Annotated in this window: 18 protein-coding genes; 3 read left to right on the top strand and 15 right to left on the bottom strand. The window is 67.8% G+C overall.

Annotated features, from left to right (window positions below; translation table 11 throughout):
- Positions 1 to 25: 25 nt before the first annotated feature.
- The 5 genes from mltA to glnA form a co-directional block, all read right to left on the bottom strand.
- Positions 26 to 1201 carry a murein transglycosylase A gene (mltA, locus tag ACTT2I_RS18655; protein WP_421100074.1) on the bottom strand — a complete coding sequence of 392 codons (1176 nt, stop codon included), beginning with the start codon at positions 1199 to 1201 and terminating at the stop codon, positions 26 to 28.
- A complete protein-coding gene (locus ACTT2I_RS18650) occupies positions 1198 to 1947 on the bottom strand; it encodes an N-acetylmuramoyl-L-alanine amidase (RefSeq protein ID WP_421100073.1) in 750 nt (249 codons plus the stop codon). The genes mltA and ACTT2I_RS18650 overlap by 4 nt, the downstream gene beginning before the upstream one ends.
- A 140-nt stretch (positions 1948 to 2087) precedes the next feature.
- Positions 2088 to 3521: an ammonium transporter gene (locus tag ACTT2I_RS18645; protein WP_293980964.1), complete on the bottom strand. Its 1434-nt coding sequence runs from the start codon at positions 3519 to 3521 to the stop codon at positions 2088 to 2090.
- Between the two features lie 18 nt (positions 3522 to 3539).
- The gene (locus tag ACTT2I_RS18640; protein ID WP_088434834.1) at positions 3540 to 3878 is read right to left on the bottom strand and encodes a P-II family nitrogen regulator; all 339 of its coding nucleotides are present in this window, start codon (positions 3876 to 3878) and stop codon (positions 3540 to 3542) included.
- A gap of 315 nt (positions 3879 to 4193) precedes the next feature.
- Positions 4194 to 5603: a type I glutamate--ammonia ligase gene (gene glnA, locus ACTT2I_RS18635; protein WP_019184908.1), complete on the bottom strand. Its 1410-nt coding sequence runs from the start codon at positions 5601 to 5603 to the stop codon at positions 4194 to 4196.
- Positions 5604 to 5880: 277 nt separating this feature from the next.
- Here glnA and ACTT2I_RS18630 point away from each other — a divergent pair, with 277 nt between their 5' ends.
- A complete protein-coding gene (locus ACTT2I_RS18630; protein WP_088434836.1) occupies positions 5881 to 6675 on the top strand; it encodes an undecaprenyl-diphosphate phosphatase in 795 nt (264 codons plus the stop codon).
- A 71-nt stretch (positions 6676 to 6746) separates the two neighbouring features.
- On the top strand, positions 6747 to 7571 hold the full coding sequence (locus ACTT2I_RS18625) for a DUF4377 domain-containing protein (protein WP_421100072.1): 825 nt from the start codon (positions 6747 to 6749) through the stop codon (positions 7569 to 7571).
- A gap of 166 nt (positions 7572 to 7737) precedes the next feature.
- Here ACTT2I_RS18625 and ACTT2I_RS18620 read toward each other — a convergent pair whose 3' ends face one another.
- From ACTT2I_RS18620 to ACTT2I_RS18580, 9 genes are all read right to left on the bottom strand, one after another.
- Positions 7738 to 8349 carry a YbhB/YbcL family Raf kinase inhibitor-like protein gene (locus ACTT2I_RS18620; protein WP_421100071.1) on the bottom strand — a complete coding sequence of 204 codons (612 nt, stop codon included), beginning with the start codon at positions 8347 to 8349 and terminating at the stop codon, positions 7738 to 7740.
- 10 nt (positions 8350 to 8359) lie between these two features.
- On the bottom strand, positions 8360 to 10429 hold the full coding sequence (locus ACTT2I_RS18615) for a tetratricopeptide repeat protein (protein WP_421100070.1): 2070 nt from the start codon (positions 10427 to 10429) through the stop codon (positions 8360 to 8362).
- A gap of 61 nt (positions 10430 to 10490) precedes the next feature.
- Positions 10491 to 11486: a YheT family hydrolase gene (locus tag ACTT2I_RS18610; protein ID WP_421100163.1), complete on the bottom strand. Its 996-nt coding sequence runs from the start codon at positions 11484 to 11486 to the stop codon at positions 10491 to 10493.
- A 56-nt stretch (positions 11487 to 11542) separates the two neighbouring features.
- The gene (locus tag ACTT2I_RS18605; protein WP_088434841.1) at positions 11543 to 12334 is read right to left on the bottom strand and encodes a lysophospholipid acyltransferase family protein; all 792 of its coding nucleotides are present in this window, start codon (positions 12332 to 12334) and stop codon (positions 11543 to 11545) included.
- Between the two features lie 181 nt (positions 12335 to 12515).
- Positions 12516 to 12953, bottom strand: coding sequence for a hotdog fold thioesterase (locus tag ACTT2I_RS18600; protein ID WP_421100069.1), 438 nt, complete (start codon positions 12951 to 12953; stop codon positions 12516 to 12518).
- A 25-nt stretch (positions 12954 to 12978) separates the two neighbouring features.
- Positions 12979 to 15045 (bottom strand): phospholipase D family protein, encoded by a 2067-nt coding sequence (locus tag ACTT2I_RS18595; protein WP_443096741.1) that lies wholly within the window; start codon positions 15043 to 15045, stop codon positions 12979 to 12981.
- Positions 15042 to 15599 (bottom strand): YceI family protein, encoded by a 558-nt coding sequence (locus tag ACTT2I_RS18590; RefSeq protein WP_253247777.1) that lies wholly within the window; start codon positions 15597 to 15599, stop codon positions 15042 to 15044. The genes ACTT2I_RS18595 and ACTT2I_RS18590 overlap by 4 nt, the downstream gene beginning before the upstream one ends.
- A gap of 42 nt (positions 15600 to 15641) precedes the next feature.
- Positions 15642 to 16118, bottom strand: coding sequence for a SixA phosphatase family protein (locus tag ACTT2I_RS18585; RefSeq protein ID WP_088434845.1), 477 nt, complete (start codon positions 16116 to 16118; stop codon positions 15642 to 15644).
- A 13-nt stretch (positions 16119 to 16131) separates the two neighbouring features.
- Positions 16132 to 16764 carry a ParA family protein gene (locus ACTT2I_RS18580; RefSeq protein WP_293984935.1) on the bottom strand — a complete coding sequence of 211 codons (633 nt, stop codon included), beginning with the start codon at positions 16762 to 16764 and terminating at the stop codon, positions 16132 to 16134.
- 132 nt (positions 16765 to 16896) lie between these two features.
- Here ACTT2I_RS18580 and ACTT2I_RS18575 point away from each other — a divergent pair, with 132 nt between their 5' ends.
- Positions 16897 to 18381: an AAA family ATPase gene (locus ACTT2I_RS18575; RefSeq protein WP_088434847.1), complete on the top strand. Its 1485-nt coding sequence runs from the start codon at positions 16897 to 16899 to the stop codon at positions 18379 to 18381.
- 25 nt (positions 18382 to 18406) lie between these two features.
- Here ACTT2I_RS18575 and ACTT2I_RS18570 read toward each other — a convergent pair whose 3' ends face one another.
- A complete protein-coding gene (locus tag ACTT2I_RS18570; protein ID WP_088434848.1) occupies positions 18407 to 19339 on the bottom strand; it encodes an AEC family transporter in 933 nt (310 codons plus the stop codon).
- Positions 19340 to 19381: the final 42 nt, after the last annotated feature.

Below are 19381 nucleotides of genomic sequence, written 5' to 3'. Positions count from 1 at the left end.
CCGCCTCCACAAGATCCGCGCGTCGTCATTTCGACGCGACCGGTGCTTTCGGCAATGCCACACCCTTCGGCCACAGCATCCAGATCGTGCCCTTCTGCTTCATGTGCCCGGCCAGCTCGCCGGCCGCATCGCCGGTGCCCCAGAAGATATCTGCGCGGACCTCGCCGGTGATGGCACCGCCGGTATCCTGCGCGGCGACCGGGCGCACCAGGGCGGTGCCGTCCGGGCGCGTGGTGGACAGCCACAGCAGGCTGCCCAGCGGCACGACGTTGCGATCCACTGCGACGCTGTAGCCGGCGGTGAGCGGCACGTTCAACGAGCCGCGCGGCCCTTCATCGCTGTCCGGGCCGAGGGTGAAGAATACATAGCTGGGGTTGCTGGCCAGCAGCTCGGGCACGCGCGTGGGATGGGTATCGGCCCAGGCGCGGATGGCGGCCATGCTCACGTCGGCCTGCTTCAGCTCGCCCTGCTCCACCAGCCAGCGGCCGATCGGGCGATAGGGATGGCCGTTCTGGTCGGCGTAGGCGATCCGCAGCTGACGGCCATCGGCCAGCTGGACGCGGCCCGATCCCTGGATCTGCAGGAACTGCAGGTCCATCGGGCTGGTGAGCCAGGCCAGCACCGGTGCTTTGACGCCGTTCGCGGCGATCCGCGCGGCATCGTCATACGGCTTGAGCACGCGCCCTTCGACACGGCCGCGCAAGCGCTTGCCCTTGAGCTCGGGGTAGAGGCTGTCGAGCTGGACGCTGACCATGTCCTCGGGCACGCCGTATACCGGCACCGATGCCTTGGCGGTACGCGTGAGGCTGCCGGCATAGATGGGCTCGTAATAGCCGGTGATCAGGCCATCGGCCCGGCTGTTGGCGGCACGCAATGCGTAGACATCCAGATTCGCCTGCAGGAACTGTCGAATCGCCGATGGGTTGTTGGCAACGTTGGCCGCCGCTGCGCAGGTGGGTGCCCAGTTGGCTTCCGTCTTCAGGCGCGGGCAGGCGCTGCGCCAGGCCGCGAAGCCGGCTTGCAGATCGGTGTCTGCGACGGCGGGCAATGCGTTCCAGTTTGCCTTCGCATAGGTGCTGGTTTGCGCAGGCGCTGGTGACGCCGGGCGCTGCGGCGCGACCGCGCAGGCACTCAACAGCGCCAACCCGACACCCATCAGCGCGGCGTGCTTGAGTGCGGAGACGACGGGCGTAAATTTCATGGGCGGCGTTCCTGTTGCAACAGCAGCGAGTACAGGATGCGGGCGTCTTCGGCATCGAGATCTGCGGGGAGATCGTCGCGCCCGCGGAAGCGGCGATGGAAAGCGCCGACGGCGGCCGCCCGGTCGTCCATCGGGTAACCGAAGGCCTGCAGAGCCATCCAGGCATCAAAGCCGGCCGGTGCCGGGCCATCGGCTGCGCGCGGCCATACGCCGAAACCGGCTTCGGCCAGCTGCTGCCACGGGAAGAAACGGCTGGGATCCTGCTTGCGCGACGGGGCCAGATCGGCATGCGCGATGATCTGGCTGCGCGGGATGCGCAGGCGCGTGCACAGGTCATCCAGCAGGCGGATCAAGGCCGCGATCTGTGCCGATGCGAACGGCGTGTCGCCATCGTTGTCGATCTCGATGCCGATCGAGGCCGAGTTGAGATCAGTGATGGTGCCCCAGCGCCCGGGACCGGCATGCCAGGCGCGGCGGTCATCGCCCACCAGCTGGTAAATGTGGCCATCGGCGCCCACCAGATAGTGCGAGCTGACCTTGCCGCCGCTGTTGGCGCTACGCAGCGTGTCCAGGCTCTCCCGCACGGAATGCTGATCGGTGTGGTGCAGGACGATCACGACCGGCGCGCGCGCGTTGTGGTTCGGCGACGGCACCCAGGTGGCGAGCGGGCTGCGGACCTCGGTGCTGGCGCAGGCGGCGAGCAGCAGAAGGGCGAGCAGTGCGAGGAAAGTACGGGTCACGTGCATGCCTGCATTGTGCGTGATTGCACGATCAGCTGCCAAAGCACGGTAATGGCCAGCAGGCGCCCACAAAAAAACCGGCGACCCGAAGGCCGCCGGCAAAGGTGAAGCATCTCTCTCTCGTTTCTAATGCGGTATCGCGCGGCTCAGGCCTCGTAGGCCGACTCGCCGTGCGAGGTGACATCCAAGCCGGTGCGCTCGGCTTCTTCGGTGACGCGCAGGCCGAACACCATGCGCACCACCAGCAGGATCAGCACGGTGGCCACGGCACACCAGACGATGGTGAAGCCGACGCTGACCAGCTGCACCCAGACCTGATGACCGATATCCAGGTCGGCCTTGGTGCCGCCCAGCGATTGCGCGCTGAACACACCGGTGAGCAGTGCCCCGACGATGCCGCCGATGCCGTGCACGCCGAACACATCGGCGGTGTCATCGACCTTGAGCAGGCGCTTGAGACCGGTGACGCCCCACACGCAGACCACGCCGGCGACCAGGCCGATCACGATCGCGCCCAGCGGGCCGACCGTGCCGCAGGCCGGGGTGATGCCGACCAGGCCGGCAACGGCGCCGGAGGCAGCACCCAGCGCGGACGGCTTGCCCTTGCTGACCGCTTCGACCAGGGTCCAGCCCAGCACGGCGGCAGCGGTGGCGAGGATGGTGTTGATGAAGGCCAGCGAGGCGACGGTGTCGGCGGCGGCGGCCGAGCCGGCATTGAAGCCGAACCAGCCCACCCACAGCAGCATCGCGCCGATGTAGGTGAACGGCACGTTGTGCGGCTTCAATGCGGTCTGGCCGTAGCCGATGCGCTTGCCGACGAAGTACGCGCCCACCAGGCCGGCCACGCCGGCATTGATATGGACCACGGTGCCACCGGCGAAATCGATCGCGCCCATCTCACCGAGATAGCCGCCGCCCCACACGATGTGCGCCATCGGGATATAGCTCAGGGTGAACCACAGGGCCGAGAACAGCAGCACGGCCTTGAACTTGATGCGCTCGGCGAACGCACCGACGATCAGCGCGGTGGTGATGCCGGCGAAGGTCGACTGGAAGGCGACGAACAGGTAGTCCGGCAGGCCGGCGATCGGCGTGTTGCCGACGGTATCCGGACCGAAGCCCTTGAGGAAGGCGAACTGGGTGAACGAGCCAAAGAACGCGTTGCCTTCGCTGAACACCGCACTGTAGCCATAGGCCACCCACAGCATCAGCACCAGCGAGAACACCACCAGGATCTGGCTGAGGATGGAGAGCACGTTCTTGGAGCGCACCAGGCCGCCGTAGAACAGCGCCAGGCCCGGCACCACCATCAGCAGCACCAGCAGGGTGGAGGTGAGCATCCAGGCGACATCGCCGTGGTCGAAGGTGGCCGCAGCGGCGGCTTCGGCGACCGGGGCCGCGGTGGCCTCCGGCGTGGCCGGCAGCGGCTCGACAGCGACCGTCTCCGACGGCACCGGGGTGACCTGGGCCTGGGCGTGCGCGCTGCTGGAGAAGGCACCAACGGCCAGCGCGCTGAGCAGCATCATCAGGCACACGGCATGGAACCGGGCTTGCCACCCGGTGAACAAAGAGGTCTTCATTGTGGGCTCCGAGTGGGGTTAGAGCGCGTCAGCGCCGATTTCGCCGGTGCGGATGCGGACGACCTGTTCGACCGCGGTGACAAAGATCTTGCCGTCGCCGATCTTGCCGGTGCCGGCCGCGGTCTGGATGGCCTCGACCACGGCGTCCAGGCGATCGTCGGTCACGACGGTTTCGATCTTGATCTTCGGCAGGAAATCCACGACGTACTCCGCGCCGCGATACAACTCGGTGTGGCCCTTCTGGCGCCCGAAGCCTTTGACTTCGGTCACGGTGATGCCCGACACGCCCGCGTCGGAGAGGGCCTCGCGGACCTCGTCGAGCTTGAACGGCCGGATGATGGCGGAGATCAGTTTCATGCGCATATCCCGATGGTGGATGGAACCGGCCCGCGTGGGGCCGATGTCAGGTCAACCGGCGGCCACTTGCACATGGCCGCCGGTCGTTGCGCCGAACGTTGCATGAGCCACGCCGTTGCCGACGCCCGAAGGGCGACGCCAGCGGTGACGCGGGAGGGAGGAAGGGCCCATGACACGCGTCCGGTCTCTCTTGCCCCTGGTGGTGCAGCGGACCAACGGTCCGCTCTACGATGTGCCTTGCCGGCTCCCCAGCCGGAAAGGCGGCGACGATGACGAAGGGTGGGAGGGAAATCCTTCGTCATCGTCACCTGTTGCTCAGTTCGCGTAGTACATCTGGTACTCGAGCGGGTGGGTCGCCGCGCGGAACTTGGTGACTTCCTGCATCTTCAGTGCGATGTAGCCGTCGATGAAGTCATCGCTCATCACGCCACCGGCCTTGAGGAACTCGCGGTCCTTGTCCAGCGCTTCCAGGGCCTGGTCCAGCGAGGAACAGACCTGCGGGATCAGCTTCTCTTCTTCCGGCGGCAGGTCGTACAGATCCTTGTCGCTCGGTGCACCCGGGTCGATCTGGTTCTTGATGCCGTCCAGGCCGGCCATCATCAGCACGGTGAAGGTCAGGTAGCCGGACTGGATCGGATCGGGGAAGCGCATTTCGATGCGGCGTGCCTTCGGGTTGGACACCCACGGAATGCGGCACGAGGCGGAGCGGTTGCGGGCCGAGTAGGCCAGCATCACCGGCGCTTCGAAGCCCGGCACCAGGCGCTTGTAGCTGTTGGTGCCGGAGTTGGCGAAGGCGTTGATCGCCTTGGCGTGCTTGAAGATGCCGCCGATGTACCACAGCGCCAGCTGGCTCAGGCCGCCGTAGCCGTCACCGGAGAACAGGTTGGTGCCGCCCTTGGAGAGCGACTGGTGCACGTGCATGCCGCTGCCGTTGTCGCCGACCAGCGGCTTGGGCATGAAGGTGGCGGTCTTGCCGTTGCGGTGGGCGACGTTCTTGATGACGTGCTTCATGCGCAGCAGTTCGTCGGCCTTCTGCACCAGGGTGCTGAACTTGGTGCCGATCTCGCACTGGCCCGCGGTGGCCACTTCGTGATGCTGCACTTCCACTTCGATGCCGACCTGTTCCAGCGTCTTGCACATTTCCGCACGCAGGTCGTGCAGCGAATCGGTCGGCGGGACCGGGAAGTAGCCGCCCTTCACGGCCGGACGGTAGCCGCTGTTGGCGCCGTCGTACTTGTCACCGGTGCTCCAGGCCGCTTCTTCGGAATCGATCTTGAAGAAGGTGTGGCCCATGTCGTTGGCGAAGCGGACCGAATCGAAGATGAAGAATTCCGGCTCCGGGCCGAAGAAGGCCTGCTCGGCGATGCCGGAGGACTTCAGGTAAGCCTCGGCGCGCTTGGCGATGCCGCGCGGGCAGCGGCCGTACGGCTGCATGGTGGCCGGATCGAGGATGTCGCAGCTGATGACCAGGGTCGGGTCGGCGTAGAACGGGTCGATGTAGGCGCTGGACGGGTCCGGCAGCAGGACCATGTCCGACTCGTTGATGCCCTTCCAGCCGGCGATCGAGCTGCCATCGAACATCTTGCCTTCTTCAAACAGCGACGGCTCCACGATGCTGACCGGGAAGGTGACGTGCTGCTCGATACCACGCATATCGACGAAACGCAGGTCGACGAACTCGATCTGGTTGTCCTTGATCAGCTTCTCAACATTTTCCACGGACATCGGTGAAACCTCAGATGGGTGATTGCCTGGGTAGATAGAGCAATCCCCGTGCCAACTTTTCAGACTTCACAAACCCTTGATTTCACTGGGGTGGCGAGCAACGCGGTGCAGGCGCGAACGCACCAAAGCAGTGCAAAGGCTGCACCACGCACACCTTTGGTGCGATGCGGGATGCTCTATGCTTTACGCCCACGGGCCGTCGACAGGCGACGTTGGCCACAGCTCCCGGCTGTCGCCGCTGCCCGATTCCACCCCTCCGCGAGCCCCAGTACCGCCGATGTCCGACCTGCTCTCCGCCCTCCTTCTGGGCATTCTTGAAGGCATTACCGAATTCCTGCCGATCTCCAGCACCGGCCACCTGCTGATCGCCCAGCACTGGCTGGGCGCACGCTCGGACTTCTTCAACATCATCATCCAGGCCGGCGCGATCCTGGCGATCACGCTGGTGTTCCGGCAGCGCCTGTGGACCCTGGCAACCGGCCTGCACGAGCGCGCCAACCGCGATTACGTGCTCAAGCTCGGCACCGCCTTCCTGGTCACCGCCGTGGTCGGCCTGCCGGTGCGCCTGGCCGGCTGGGAACTGCCCGAGACGGTCACCCCGGTGGCCTGGGCGCTGATCATCGGCGGCCTGTGGATGATCCTGGTGGAGGCCTACACCGCGCGGCTGCCCGAGCGCGATGAGGTGACCTGGAAGGTCGCCATCCTGGTCGGCGTGGCGCAGGTGGTGGCCGGCGTGTTCCCGGGTACCTCGCGTTCGGCGGCAGCGATCTTCATCGCGATGCTGTTCGGCCTGAGCCGCCGCGCGAAGGCCACCGAGTTCGTGTTCCTGGTCGGCATCCCGACCATGTTCGCCGCCAGCGGCTATGCCTTCCTGGAACTGGCCAAGGACGGCAAGCTTGCCAGCGAGAACTGGACGGACGTGGGCGTGGCCTTCCTTGCCGCGGTCGTCACCGGCTTCGTCGTAGTGAAGTGGTTGCTGGGCTACATCAAGTCGCACAGGTTCACGGCGTTCGCGGTCTACCGCATCGCCCTGGGCGCGGCCTTGCTGCTCTGGTTGCCGGCTGGCAACTGAACGGCCCGGCGCCGGCATGACCCCGTTGGGGCTGTGCCGGCGTTTTTCCCCAGGTTCCCAAGGAGATGTACATGAAACGCACCCTGATGCTGATGCTGCCGCTGGCCCTGATGGCCGCCTGCAGCAACCCCTCCACCGCCCCGGCCGGCCGCGATGACCTCGCCCCCGCGCCGACCGCCGCCGCCGACCAGGCCGCGGTCGCCCGCCTGGACGTGCAGCGCCTGCAGGGCAGCCACTGGCGCCTGGACTCGGCCACCGATGCCAGCGGCAAGCGCATCGATGCGCTGTTCGCCCGCGCCGACAAGCCGGTCACGCTGGATTTCAAGGATGACCGCATCGCGATCAGCAACACCTGCAACCGCATGGGCGGCGGCTACACGCTGGCCGATGGTTCGCTGACGATCTCGCCGATGGCCTCCACCATGATGGCCTGCACCGACAAGAACCTGATGGCGCTGGACCAGGCCGTCGGCAGCCGCCTGGAAGGCGCGCTCAAGACCGAGCTGGGCGATGCCGGCCAGCTGACCCTGCGTACCGCCAAGGGCGATGTGCTGGTGTTCACCCCGGAGCCGACTGCGGAAACCCGCTACGGCGGCGAAGGCGAGACGGTGTTCCTGGAAGTGGCCGCGCAGACCAAGCCGTGCCCGCACCCGCTGATCCGCGACAAGCAGTGCCTGCAGACCCGTGAGATCCGCTACGACGCCAACGGCGTCAAGCAGGGCGAGCCGGGTGAGTGGCAGAACTTCTACGACGTCATCGAGGGCTACACCCACGAAGACGGCGTGCGCAACGTGGTGCGCGTGAAGCGCTACAAAATCGCCAACCCGCCGGCCGATGCCTCGTCCAACGCCTACGTGCTGGACATGGTGGTCGAATCCGCGAACGAGAAGAAATAAGAAAGCAGAAGGGCGGCCACGGGCCGCCCTTCTTCATTCTGTAGTGCCGGCCGCTGGCCGGCTCCCGACAGCGCAGTACCGACCAACGGTCGGTACCTACCAAGGCAGCATGCCGACCAACGGTCGGTACCTGCCGGGCGCGCGCCGACCAACGGTCGGCCTCACCTCACGCCAGCGCCGGATTCAACGTGTAGGTGCCATGCAGCGAGGCTTCGGCCAGCACGTGCCCGTGCATCGCATGCAACACATCCGCGGCGGTGAACGGCGTGGGCAGCTCCAGCTGCGCCACGTCCAGCGCGAACACGCGGAAGAAATAGCGGTGCACGCGCTCGTCGTTGAACGGCGGGTACGGGCCGTCATAGCCCAGGTACTGGCCGGCCATGTCCGGATTGCCCGCGAACCAGCCGGTGAAATCGTTCAGGCCCTGGCGGCTGCCCGCCGGGCCGGCCGGCTGGGTCTTGCCGCGCACGGTGAAGCCATCGCTGCAGCTGCCGGCCGCCAGCTCGCGCACGTCGGCCGGAATATCGGCCATCGCCCAGTGCACGAAGTGCGCACGCGGCTGATCGCGTGGCACCGTGCAATCTTCGCGGCCGACCGTCTCCGGCACGGTCGGCACATCCGGGTCGATGCACAGCAGCGCGAACGACCGGGTGCCGGCCGGCACATCGTGCCAAGCCAGCTGCGGATTACGGTTGGGCGCGAAGCCCTTGGCATTGCCGGCCGCGAACGTGGCGGCAATCGGCTGACCGTTGGTGATGTTCTCACTGCTCAGCTGCATACAGGTCTCCTCACTCTTCCGGGTAGCCCAGGCGCACCGCGACCGAGGTCAGCAGGGCGAAGGCCGGGCCCATGTCATCGCGGTAGTCGCGCCAATGGCCCGGCGCCATGCGGGCCGGGCCAAGCGTGGGCGCCGGCGGGAAACGCATGCCGAACAGATTGCCCAGATGCTGGGCCATGGCCTGCGCGTCATGCCCGATATCGTCCATGCGCACCAGAGCGTTCGGGTACAGATCCTGCTCGTGCAGGGTCGCGACCTGGGCCAGCGAGCGCGCCAGCCACTCGGCCGCTTCATGCACCGAGTTCACCGCGAACGGGGCCGGGGCACCGAAGGCGATCCACTCCAGCAACATGTCGCGCGGATCGCGCAGGGCGATGATCAGGCGGCCCTCCGGCAGCTGCGGGCGCAATGCCCAGAGCAGCGCGTTGTCCCACCACAGCAGCCAGTCGATCACCGCGCCGTCCTTGAGCCCGCGTGCCGGCAGCTGCTCGCGCCACTGGGCGACCAACGCCTCCGGCGTCAGCTTGCCGGTCGAGAGATCCTGCAGGGTGTGATAGCTCTGGAAGGCATCGTTGGGCGGGTTCGGTCCGAAGCGATCACCGCGGATCACCGGGCTGGCCGCGGCCATCGCGGCGACCACGCGCTCCACGCCCGAGCCCGGGGCACCCCAGACGAAGATCGGCGCGATCGCGTTGTCTTCGGCGACCGGCGCCAGCTCCGGCCAGCTCAGCGGCGCCTTGGCCTGCGGCGGCAGCGGCAGGCGCTGCGGTGCTTCGGCGGCATGCAGCTCGACCCAAGTGCGCAGGGCATCGTGGTACTGGCCGGCACGGTCCTGGACCGAGCCCAGCCAGGCACGCAGGGAGGACCTGGCCTCCTCCGGCGCGCCATCGTGCAGGGCCTGCACGCGGGCGATCGCGGCGGCCGGGTCGCGCTTGAGCAGGCCTTCGACCAGGCGCATTTCGCCACTGGTGCGGCCCGGCTCCAGGGTGACGAGGCGCTCGGCCACGGCTTCGGCCGCGTCGTCTTCGTTGTTCATGTCGTGCAGGCGCAGGCGCGTCTCCAGCGCCGGCAGATGCTCGGGCATGGCCTGCAGCCAGCGCTCGCCGACGGCGACCGCGTCCGGGCCCCCCACGGGCTCGACGGTGAGGCGCGCCATCCACAGGTCGTGGATCTGAGGATGGTCGGCCAGCGTCGCATCCAGCGTTTCGCGGGCCTGCTGCTCGCGGCCCAGGCGCTGCCAGGCCATCAGCAGCAGCTGCAGCGTGTGGCGATCGGCCGGCCACTGTGCCAGCACCGGCAGCAGGTGCTCGAGCGCCTGCAGGGGTTGCCCGGCCTGCAGCTCCAGCTCACCGGCCAGGCGGCGCATGGCCGGGCTGTCGCCGGCCGGGGTCGCCAGCACCTGGCGCATCATTTCGGCGGCCACATCCACGTGGCCCTGGCGCAGCGCCAGCTGCACGATCAGGCCCTGCAGCGAGGTAACGCTCGGGTTCAATTCCAGCACGCGGCGGAAGGACTGCTCGGCAAAGGCCAGCATGTCCTTGCCCATGTAGGCAAAGCCGAGCGCATACAGCACCCGCGAATCGCCCGGCAGGGCTTCGCTGGCGGCTGACAGCAGGGCCAGCGCGCGATCCACCTCGCCCCGGCGCAGCGCGACCATGCCCGTCAGCGCGGCGAGTTCCGGATGGTCTTCATCCACGCGCGAGGCCATGCGGGTCAGCCGATCCGCTTCATCCACATCATTGCGGGCCAGCGCCAGATGCGCCTGCATCACGTAGGCGGACAGTGCGTTGGGATTGAGCTCGGCGGTACGGTCCAGCGCCGAACCGGCCGCATCGAACTGGCGCAGGGCCAGCAGCAGGCCGGCCTGCTGGAGGTGCAGGTCGGCGTTATCCGGGGCGAGCGTCAGCGCCTGCTGCAGGCTGGTCAACGCGTCATCGAACTGGCCCTGCTGCTGCAGCGACAGCGACAGCCAGCGGTGCGCCTGCGGCTGCTCCGGCTCGGCCGCGATCCACTCGCGCGCCAGCTGCACGGCATCGTCCACCGCATTGCGGCGCAGGGCTTGGAGAATCTGGTCTTGCATGACGGTCCGAACTCGAGGGCAAACCCCGATTGTAGCGGGGCCGGCCGGCCAGAACGGCCTGTCAGGCCGGCGTATTCGCCTCGATCCGCAGCCGCTGGGCGACCCAGCGCTCGGAGAAGCCATCGCCGCGCCAGTTCTCCAGGAAGCCGCAGTGGCCGCCCCACGGGGCGATTTCCAGATGGGCATGGGCCGGCAGCCGCCAGCCGTTGAAGGTGGCGAACGGGATCACCGGATCGTCCTGGGCCATCAGGATGTCGGCCGGCACCTGCAGCCCGGCCAGGCGGTCGCCGGCGATGGAATACCCATCGAAGTAGGCCTGCAGCGAGCCGAACTCGGTGTGGTGCTCGACCAGCCAGGCGGTCAGCGCGCGGATGTCCAGCTTGAGCACACGGTCGTCCCAGTCGCTCAGCTCGGGGAACAGATCGCGCTTGCGGCGCAGCGAACCGGCCCACTTGCGCCGGAAGTACCAGTCATACATCGCCGGGCCGTTCTCGATGCTCTCCATCGTGATCGCCGGGTCCAGCACCGGGCATACCGAGGCCACGCGGCGCAGCGGCACCCCGGCCGAGGGCGCACGCAGGGCCAGGCGCAACACGAAGTTGCCACCCAGCGAGTAGCCGGCGGCGACCAGCGGCAGCTCGGGCCAGCGGCAGGCGATGTCGCCGGCCGCCTGCACCACTTCATCGATGCGGTTGGAGTGGAAGATGCCGGGATTGAGATGGTGGGTGTTGCCGTGGTCGCGGAAGTTCAGCCGCACCACGTCGTAACCCTCCTCCAGCAGCCGCGCGGCGGTCATGCGCATGTAGCTGGATTCGGCACTGCCTTCCCAGCCATGCAGCAGCAGCGCCATGCCGACCGGTTGGCGTCCCTGGATATAGCTGTGCCAGCCCTGCAGGCGGACGCCTTCGCCGCCATCGAGGATCAGTTCGTCGGTGTGCGCGCCGGTGGCCGCAAGCAGCGCCAGGCCCCGCTGCATCCGCATCCGGCTGGAGCTGAGCATCGACTGCAGGTGCGGATTGCGCAGCCAACGCGGGGGGTGATAGTCGGCAGCGGTCAACATGGGCGCGAGCCTGCTCCCGGCCGCGACGCTGGCGTGTGAAGGGACACCACCGCTTACTCGGAGGACATGGCCGCCAGGATGCGCGCGCGCGAGGTTTCCGCGATGCGGCGACGGCCTTCCAGATCATGGGTATCAATGGGCGCGAGGAAGTGCACCTCGGCCCGCCGTGCCGGCTCCCCCAACAGACGCAGGAAATTGGCGAAGAAGCTCTCTTTCGGGCCGAACGCGACAATGGTCTGTGCGTCACCGCGCCAGCCGTAGCGCAACGCGACCGGCTGGATCGGGACCTGGGTCTCGACTGCGGCCTGGAAGATGCGCGCATGGAACGGGCCGACCTCATGACCGCCGCGGGTGCGCCCTTCCGGGAACACACCGACCGCCTTGCCCTCGCGCAGGCGCACGACCATTTCCTGCATGACGCCCCCCAGCGATTCGGTGCTGCCACGCTGGTGGAAGATGGTCTGCCCGCGCGCGGCCAGCCAACCGACTACCGGCCAGCCGGCGATCTCCTGCTTGGCGACAAAGCCCATCATGCGCTGGCTGTGCAGCATGGAAATATCGACCCAGCTGACATGGTTGGCCACGAACAGCACCGCGCCCGGCAACGGGGTGCCGATCCGGTGCAGGCGGAAGCCGAAGATCCACATCAGGCCGGCCGACCACGCGTTGACCGCCGCATGCTCGAAGGTGCGCTCGCCCACGCGCACGCGCCCCCACGGCGGCAGCATGGCGATCAGCAGCATCGGCAGGAACAGCAACAGGTGGACCAGCAGCAGCGGTACGCGGTACAGGTAACGGCACACACGCGCCACGCCGCCACGTGAGGCCGGAGTGGGGGAATTCATCCGCGAACGATACCCGAGCGCCGCAGGCTCTGCCAGCGGAATCCGGACAAATCGATGACGTGCGCAAGCCAGCCGCCGCAAGCGGTCAAGCCTGCGGCCATCGACGGCACAACGGCCGTCCCGGCCCGCGCCGGCGCACTGGCGCGGGCCACGCAACACAGCATCCGTGCCATGTGCGCGATCAGCCCGGGCGCACGGCGGGCACCACCGCCAGGGTCAGCCGCGAGGTGCAGACCAGCTTGCCGGCCTCATCTTCGATGCGGATGTCCCACACCTGGGTGCTGCGCCCGACGTGCACCGCACGCGCGGTGCCGGTGACCGCGCCGGCGCGCACGGCGCGGATATGGTTGGCATTGACCTCCAGCCCCACGCAGACCTGCGCGGTGGTATCCACGCACAGGTTGCCAGCGCTGCTGCCGAGGGTTTCGGCCAGCACCACCGACGCGCCGCCATGCAGGATGCCGTACGGCTGGCGGGTGCGTTCGTCGACCGGCATGGTCGCGCTGATCCAGTCCTCGCCCGCGGCGGTGAACGTGATGCCCAGGTGCTCGATGAGCGTGTTGCGGCTGAGCGTATTAAGCGCCTCGATCGACACCGCGTCGCGGAATACCTGGGACATGCAGCTTCTCCGTGGGGTTGCAGACTTACAGAATCGGAACCAGCCCGGCGCCGAAGGCGGTGAGCATGCGCACCAGCAGCCACTTCGGCCCGACGTTCACCTCGGGGAAATCCCCGACGGCGACATAGCAGGTGTGGAAGGCCGGGTCCTGCCGCTTGAGCGGCTCCGGGCACTCGGGCCCGGGCTGGAATTCGTAATCGGTGGCGTAGCGCCATGGCCAGAAATCGAGCACCGGCAGCGCCTCGGAGGCCTTGCCGACGCTGTAGTTCAGGCCGGACAGTACCGGCGGTTTGGCACGCGGCGCCACCACCCAGGAGTTCTGCGGGTGGATGTCGCGCAGGATGCTCTGCGCCAGCGCCTCGGCGAACACCGGGTCATCGATGATCACCGCACCTTCGGTGTTGTAGTTCTCGCTGCGCGGGTCGAAGTTGTGCGTACCGATCACGCCGATGCGGCGGTCCACCACCATCGACTTGGCGTGCAGGCCCATGCGCGCGCCCTTGCGGGTGACCGGCAGCGGCTTGTTGACCGCCTTGGTGCCCAGGAACGAGGGCCGGGTTTCAGCGCGCAGCACGCGCCGCTCGACCACGCTGCCATCGGTCCGCCGGCGCGCGGCCGGCCCCGGCGTGGGTTGGCGCGTGGCCTGGGCATCGCGGCCACTGTCCACATCGCTGCCGGCAACACGGCCGCGGCGGGCGTCTGCATTGCCGCTGCCGCGCGCATTGCTGCCGGCCGCACTGCCGCCGAGCAGACTGCTGCGCTTGCACTGCGACGGCGGCGCCTCGGTACCCAGCGGGGCCGGCAGCAGGTTGCGGTAGTCGACCGGTGCATCGAGCGGGAACGGCTTGAATTCGTAGATGTTGAAGCCGAGCTCACGCAGGTTGCGGCGTTTGTACTTGTAGGACAGCGCGTAGACGATCGGGTTGTCGGTGGCGGCCAGGCTGTTGCTCGAGACCACCACGCGCGGTGCGTGCTCGCGCTTGCGCAGGTCGCGGAACAGCCGCTGCGCCGGCTTGGACAACACCAGGTAAGGGGTCTGCAGCAGCACTTCGTTCTGCGCGCTGGCGATCAACGCATCCAGCTGCGGCTCGGTCACGTGCTGGCCGTTGGCTGGCTGGCTGGCGCGCTCGCGGCGGTGCTTGCGCGGCAGGTCGGCGACGTACTGCACCGAGGCCACCGGCAGGGCGGTGTCCACGAAGGTGCGGCGCACGTAGTCCGGATCGTCGGCTTCTTCACTGACCCGCTCGACCCGCTCGGGCCGCCGGAAGTCGGCTGGCGGCATGACCGGCACGCCCTGGCGCAGCAGCGTACGGCCGACATCGTTGAGGCGTTCGGCCGGCACGCTGCGCGGTGCCCGCCAGAATGCATCGAAGTTGGCGGCCATCTCACGCACTTCCGGCCCGGCCACGATCACATCGCGGTCGCGGAAGTTGTACTCGCTGTCCCAGTCGTAATAGTCGTCCTGGTAATTGCGCCCGCCGACCACGCCAAGCGCATCGTCCACCACCAGCAGCTTGTTGTGCATGCGCTGGTTGAAACGGCGGAAACAGCAGAGCACGCTGGCGGCGTAATCGAAGTAGTTCAGGCGTGCCTTGCCGAAGGTCGGGTTGTAGACCCGCAGTTCGAAATTGGCATGGCTGCCGGACAGGGCGCCCAGGATCTCCAGGTCGGAGATCGCCGAGAGCTGGTCGATCAGCACGCGCACCTTGACCCCGCGGCGGGCGGCGGCCTGCAGTTCGTCCAGCACCAGCCGGGCGCTGTCGTCCTTGTCGAAGATATAGGTCTGCAGGTCGATGCTGCGGGTGGCGCTGCGGATCAGGTTCAAGCGCGCGACGAGGGAGACTTCCCCTTCATCGAGGATGGTGGCGTAGTGGCGCGGTTGGCCGGCGTGGGATTCAGCGAACGCGCGGCCACCCAGGGCGCGCAGCGGCGAATCCAGCGCGCAGCGGTCCGGCTGGTCGCAGTCGACCACGGTCGAGCGCGCCTGCACGGCGATGCCGGCCGCGCGCTCGCGCTCGGCGTTGGACAGCGAGGCACAGCCGCTGCCCAGCAACAGCGTTGCCAGCACCAACAGACGCAGCAATGGGTTCACGGTTTCGGCGCCTCGCTCAGACGCGCACGCAGTACAAAGGTCACTCGATCACTCAGGGCTAGCTGCCAGCTGTCCATTCCATACCGGCCACGCTGGACGGTACCGCGGCTGACCACGTCGCAATCATACCCGGCCCGGGCACACGCCGGCGGCTCGACCCGCAGCGTCTCCGGGTGGCTGACCCCGCGCAGGATCAGACGGCCCTCGATGCTGCCGCCTTTCTCCACCACCTCCGGCCAGTAGGGCAGCGAGTCGAACTCGACCACCGGGTAACGGGCCGAGTCGAAGAACTCCTCACCCCGCATCCAGCCGGTGTAGCGGGCCTTGCCGGGAATCTCCACATAGCGGGTGAACATCCGCAGGTGCACCTGGTGGCGACCGTCGGAGAGCACCTCGATGTTGCCTTCAAAGCGCGGGAACAGGCCCTCGATGCGTTGCCCCAACCGCGTCCGGATCTCAAACCCGAAGCGCGAGGTGGCCGTATCGAAGGCAAGGGCATGACTGGAGGCGGCGGGAACGGACGACGGCGGGGCGGCATGCGCCGCCCCTGCCATCAACAGCAGCCCGACCCACGCCGCGCGGACTGCCCCCACGGGTTACGGCCACCAGAAGGCGGTCAGGCTGGCAACACCCGGCTCGATGGCAGCCTCACGGTCGAAGGCCAGCACCGCGATCCCGCCCGGCGGCATGCCGCGGTAATCGCTGCTGGTGCCCTCGCTCATCAGGGCCACCAGTTGTTCCAGGCCGGGGTTGTGGCCGACCACCAGCAGGCGGTCGACCTCCCGGCGTGCATCGATCAACCCCATCAGGGTGCCCGGAGTGGCCTCGTAGACGGCATCCTCCAGGCGCTTTTCGACGAAGCCGGTGATGCCCAGCACCGCTTCCAGGGTTTCGCGGGTCCGCCGTGACGGCGAGCACAGCACGCAGTCCGGCAGCAGGTTGTTTTCCTTGAGCCAGCGGCCGGCGGCCTCGGCTTCGGCCAGACCGACCGGCGACAGCGGGCGGTCCAGATCGGCCTGGCCGGTGCTGGCGGCTTCGGCATGGGCGTGACGCAGCAGTATCAGTTCTCGCATGGGATCTCTCGTGTCAGGCTTTCTTCAGCCACTTCAACAGCGGCTCCCAGTCACTCTGGTGCTCGCGCACCTGGGCCGAGCGGTAGTCGAACAGACTCCGGCCCAGCCCGACCATCACCACATAGCTCTGGCTGTCGCGCAACTGCGCGACCACCTCGTAAGGCCAATCGGCCAACATCTGTATCGCCTGTTGCGAGGTCTGCGTCCAGGGTTTGGTGCGGTTGAGCACCAACCCGACCGGCAGGCTGCGGTTGTGGACGCGGGGCACGCGCGACAGGCTGTTGAGGAAGCCGACGATGGCCTCGATATCCAGCGCGGAGGGCAGCACGGGGACCACCACCGCATCGGCAACGTCAAGGAAATGCGGAATATCGTCGGCCATCGCACCGGCCGGCGCATCGATGATGACCTCGTCGGTGCCATCGGGAACCAGTCGTTCCCAGCTCTTTTTGCGGTACACGTCGATCGGCAGCACGGCGCTTTCCAGGACCGAACGGCGTTGTGCCCAGCGCGTGCTGGAGCCCTGTGGATCGGCATCGGCCAGGACGGTCCGCTTGCCTTCCAATGCCGAATGCGCCGCCAGGTGGGTGGCGACGGTGGTCTTGCCCACCCCGCCCTTGGAACCGGCCACCAGGATCGTCTTCATGCAAGCCTCGCTTCCGGGGAACGTTCCCGCAGCCTACACCGGCGCCTGTGACGGAGATAGTCGCAGCGCTGAACCAGAACCGACGGCCACGGCTTTGCTATCGTGCATGGCTCCAATGGACTGACCGCCGGCATGAGCGAACTACAGGACCTGAGCGCGCTGATCCGCGCCAACACCCCGCTGATCATCATCGAGACCCAGGATGAAGGCCGGGTGGTCGAGCTGTTCCGGCAGACCCTGATGCATGTCTGGCGCGCCCTGCACCGCTGGTCGATCACCGAAGGCCTGCGCCGGATCGACATGGACCGCGAGGACGACCCGGTCGGCCCGCCCGATGCCAGTGCCGCCCTGCAGATGATCCGCCAGGCCGAACAGCGCGGCATCTACCTGCTGCTCGATTTCCATCCCTATCTGGGCTATGCCAGCCACCAGCGCGCCCTGCGCGATCTGATCCAGCGGCGACACTGCGAGGCGCACGTGCTGGTCCTGATCGGGGCCAAGGTGGAGCTGCCGGCCGAACTGGAGGCGCTGGCCACCCGCTTCAACCCGCGCCTGCCCGACCTCAATGCGCTGCTGAAGATGCTGCGCGAGGAAGCCGAAGCCTATGCCCGCGAGAACGGCGGGCGGCGCGTGGAGGTGGACAACGAGGCGGTCCAGAAGATCCTGCACAACCTGCGTGGGCTGAGCCTGGTCGATGCGCGGCGGATCGCCCGCCAGCTGATCTTCGCCGATGGCGCGCTCAGCCAGGACGACCTGCCGCAGTTGGCCCGGCTCAAGTTCGAGCTGCTCAACCGCGCCGGTCACCTGCACTACGAATACGACACCACCCGCTTTGCCGACGTGGCCGGTGCCAACCGGCTCAAACGCTGGGTCAACCAGCGCCGCCCCGTCTTCCTCGGCGGCGCAGGCCCGGCCGGCCTGGACCCGCCCAAGGGCATGCTGCTGCTGGGCGTGCAGGGCTGCGGCAAATCGATGCTGGCCAAGGCGACCGCCGCCGGGTTTGGCGTGCCGCTGCTGCGGCTGGACTTCGGCAGCCTGTACGACAAGTACCACGGCGAGACCGAGAAGAACCTGCGCGATGCGCTGGCCTCGGCCGAACAGCTGGCACCGTGCGTGCTGTGGATCGATGAGATCGAGAAAGGCCTGGCCAGCGGCGGCGAAGATGGCGGCGTCTCGCGCCGCGTGCTCGGCCACCTGCTGACCTGGCTGGCCGAGCGCAAGAGCACGGTGTTCATCGTCGCCACCGCCAACCAGGTGCATGAGCTGCCGGCCGAGCTGCTGCGCAAGGGCCGCTTCGACGAGATCTTCTTCGTCGATCTGCCCGATGCCAACACCCGGGTGGAACTGCTGCGCCTGCACCTGGGCAAGCGCCAGCTCAATGCCGACGACTTCGCGCTGCCGGCGCTGGCGGCCGCGGCAGACGGCTTCTCCGGTGCCGAGATCGAGCAGGCGGTGGTCTCGGGGCTGTACGCCGCGCATGCCGAATCACGCGTGCTCGATACCGAGCTGCTGATGCAGGAGATCCGTGGCAGCCGGCCGTTGTCGGTGCTGATGGCCGAGCAGGTCACCGCACTGCGCGAGTGGGCACGCGGGCGCACGGTCAGCGCGGACGCGTAGCGCCGGCCGTTGGTCGGCTGCCGGATCAGGGCTGCCCGTGAAGAACGGCCCCGCGCTGCAGCACCCACACCCAGGCCGGCAGCGTCGCCAATGACAGCAGGATGCCGTAACCGACCAGCGCGGCGGCCAGGCGCGGCGCCAGGCGATGCGCGATCGCCAGTGCCGCCGCGGTGATCATGGTCGGCATCGCCGATTCGAGCACATTGGTCTGCAGCATCGTGCCCTGCAGCCCGAACGCCCAGGCGATCGGCAGCGCCAGCGCCGGCATCACCACCAGTTTCAGCAACAATCCGATGCCCAGCGGCTTGAGCTCATCCAGCGGCAACCGCAGCTGGAGGGAGAAGCCGACCGCCAACATCACCAGCGGCAGCATCGCATCGGCCAGCTGCTTCAGCCCGGTGCCGATCCAGGTGGGCGGCTGCTCCGGCATCAGGGTCAGGGCGAACAGCAGCGCCCACAACGGCGGGAACCTGGCGATCCGCAGCAGGATCTGCGCAGCGGTGGGCGGGGTGTCGCCGCTGTAGCGCGCGATCACATACAGACCAAAGGTGGACAGCAGCACGAAGGTGCCGAACTGGTCGTAGACCACCGCATACGGCAGCGCGTGATCGCCGAGCAGCGCGCGCACCATCGGGTAGCCGATGAAGCTGGAGTTCGCCAGCGCCACGCAGATCAGCAGCACCGCATGCACATCGCGGGCAAAGCCGAAGATGCGCGTGGCCAGGCTCACCAGCGCAAGCGTGCACAGCATCAGCAGCCACGGCGTGGCTACCAGCCCGATCAGGCTGATATCCAGATGCAGCCGCGGGACATACATCAGCACCGCCGCCGGCAGGCACACGTACAGCACGATGCGGTTGAGCACATCGGCGGTGTTGTCCGGCAGCGCGCGCAGGCGCGAAAACGCCATGCCCAGGCCGAGCATGGTCAGGATGAGAGCGAATGCATCGAACGCCATCGCGACAGCCTAGCCGAATCGCCCGCGCCCCCGGCCCCGACC

The organism is Stenotrophomonas sp. PUT21, from assembly GCF_052232875.1.
Lineage (GTDB): Bacteria > Pseudomonadota > Gammaproteobacteria > Xanthomonadales > Xanthomonadaceae > Stenotrophomonas > Stenotrophomonas maltophilia_N.
Note: the sequence above shows the minus strand (reverse complement) of the source record. Positions and strands in the feature narration are given on the sequence as shown.

Bases quoted from the DNA above. Each gene is read 5' to 3' on its own strand.
- ACTT2I_RS18590 (WP_253247777.1), bottom strand. From the start codon at position 15,599: ATGGCAGGGGCGGCGCATGCCGCCCCGCCGTCGTCCGTTCCCGCCGCC.
- ACTT2I_RS18620 (WP_421100071.1), bottom strand. From the start codon at position 8,349: ATGCAGCTGAGCAGTGAGAACATCACCAACGGTCAGCCGATTGCCGCC.
- glnA (WP_019184908.1), bottom strand. From the start codon at position 5,603: ATGTCCGTGGAAAATGTTGAGAAGCTGATCAAGGACAACCAGATCGAG.
- ACTT2I_RS18570 (WP_088434848.1), bottom strand. From the start codon at position 19,339: ATGGCGTTCGATGCATTCGCTCTCATCCTGACCATGCTCGGCCTGGGC.
- ACTT2I_RS18585 (WP_088434845.1), bottom strand. From the start codon at position 16,118: ATGCGAGAACTGATACTGCTGCGTCACGCCCATGCCGAAGCCGCCAGC.
- ACTT2I_RS18605 (WP_088434841.1), bottom strand. From the start codon at position 12,334: ATGAATTCCCCCACTCCGGCCTCACGTGGCGGCGTGGCGCGTGTGTGC.
- ACTT2I_RS18625 (WP_421100072.1), top strand. From the start codon at position 6,747: ATGAAACGCACCCTGATGCTGATGCTGCCGCTGGCCCTGATGGCCGCC.
- ACTT2I_RS18650 (WP_421100073.1), bottom strand. From the start codon at position 1,947: ATGCACGTGACCCGTACTTTCCTCGCACTGCTCGCCCTTCTGCTGCTC.
- ACTT2I_RS18600 (WP_421100069.1), bottom strand. From the start codon at position 12,953: ATGTCCCAGGTATTCCGCGACGCGGTGTCGATCGAGGCGCTTAATACG.
- ACTT2I_RS18630 (WP_088434836.1), top strand. From the start codon at position 5,881: ATGTCCGACCTGCTCTCCGCCCTCCTTCTGGGCATTCTTGAAGGCATT.
- ACTT2I_RS18615 (WP_421100070.1), bottom strand. From the start codon at position 10,429: ATGCAAGACCAGATTCTCCAAGCCCTGCGCCGCAATGCGGTGGACGAT.
- ACTT2I_RS18645 (WP_293980964.1), bottom strand. From the start codon at position 3,521: ATGAAGACCTCTTTGTTCACCGGGTGGCAAGCCCGGTTCCATGCCGTG.
- mltA (WP_421100074.1), bottom strand. From the start codon at position 1,201: ATGAAATTTACGCCCGTCGTCTCCGCACTCAAGCACGCCGCGCTGATG.
- ACTT2I_RS18580 (WP_293984935.1), bottom strand. From the start codon at position 16,764: ATGAAGACGATCCTGGTGGCCGGTTCCAAGGGCGGGGTGGGCAAGACC.
- ACTT2I_RS18575 (WP_088434847.1), top strand. From the start codon at position 16,897: ATGAGCGAACTACAGGACCTGAGCGCGCTGATCCGCGCCAACACCCCG.
- ACTT2I_RS18640 (WP_088434834.1), bottom strand. From the start codon at position 3,878: ATGAAACTGATCTCCGCCATCATCCGGCCGTTCAAGCTCGACGAGGTC.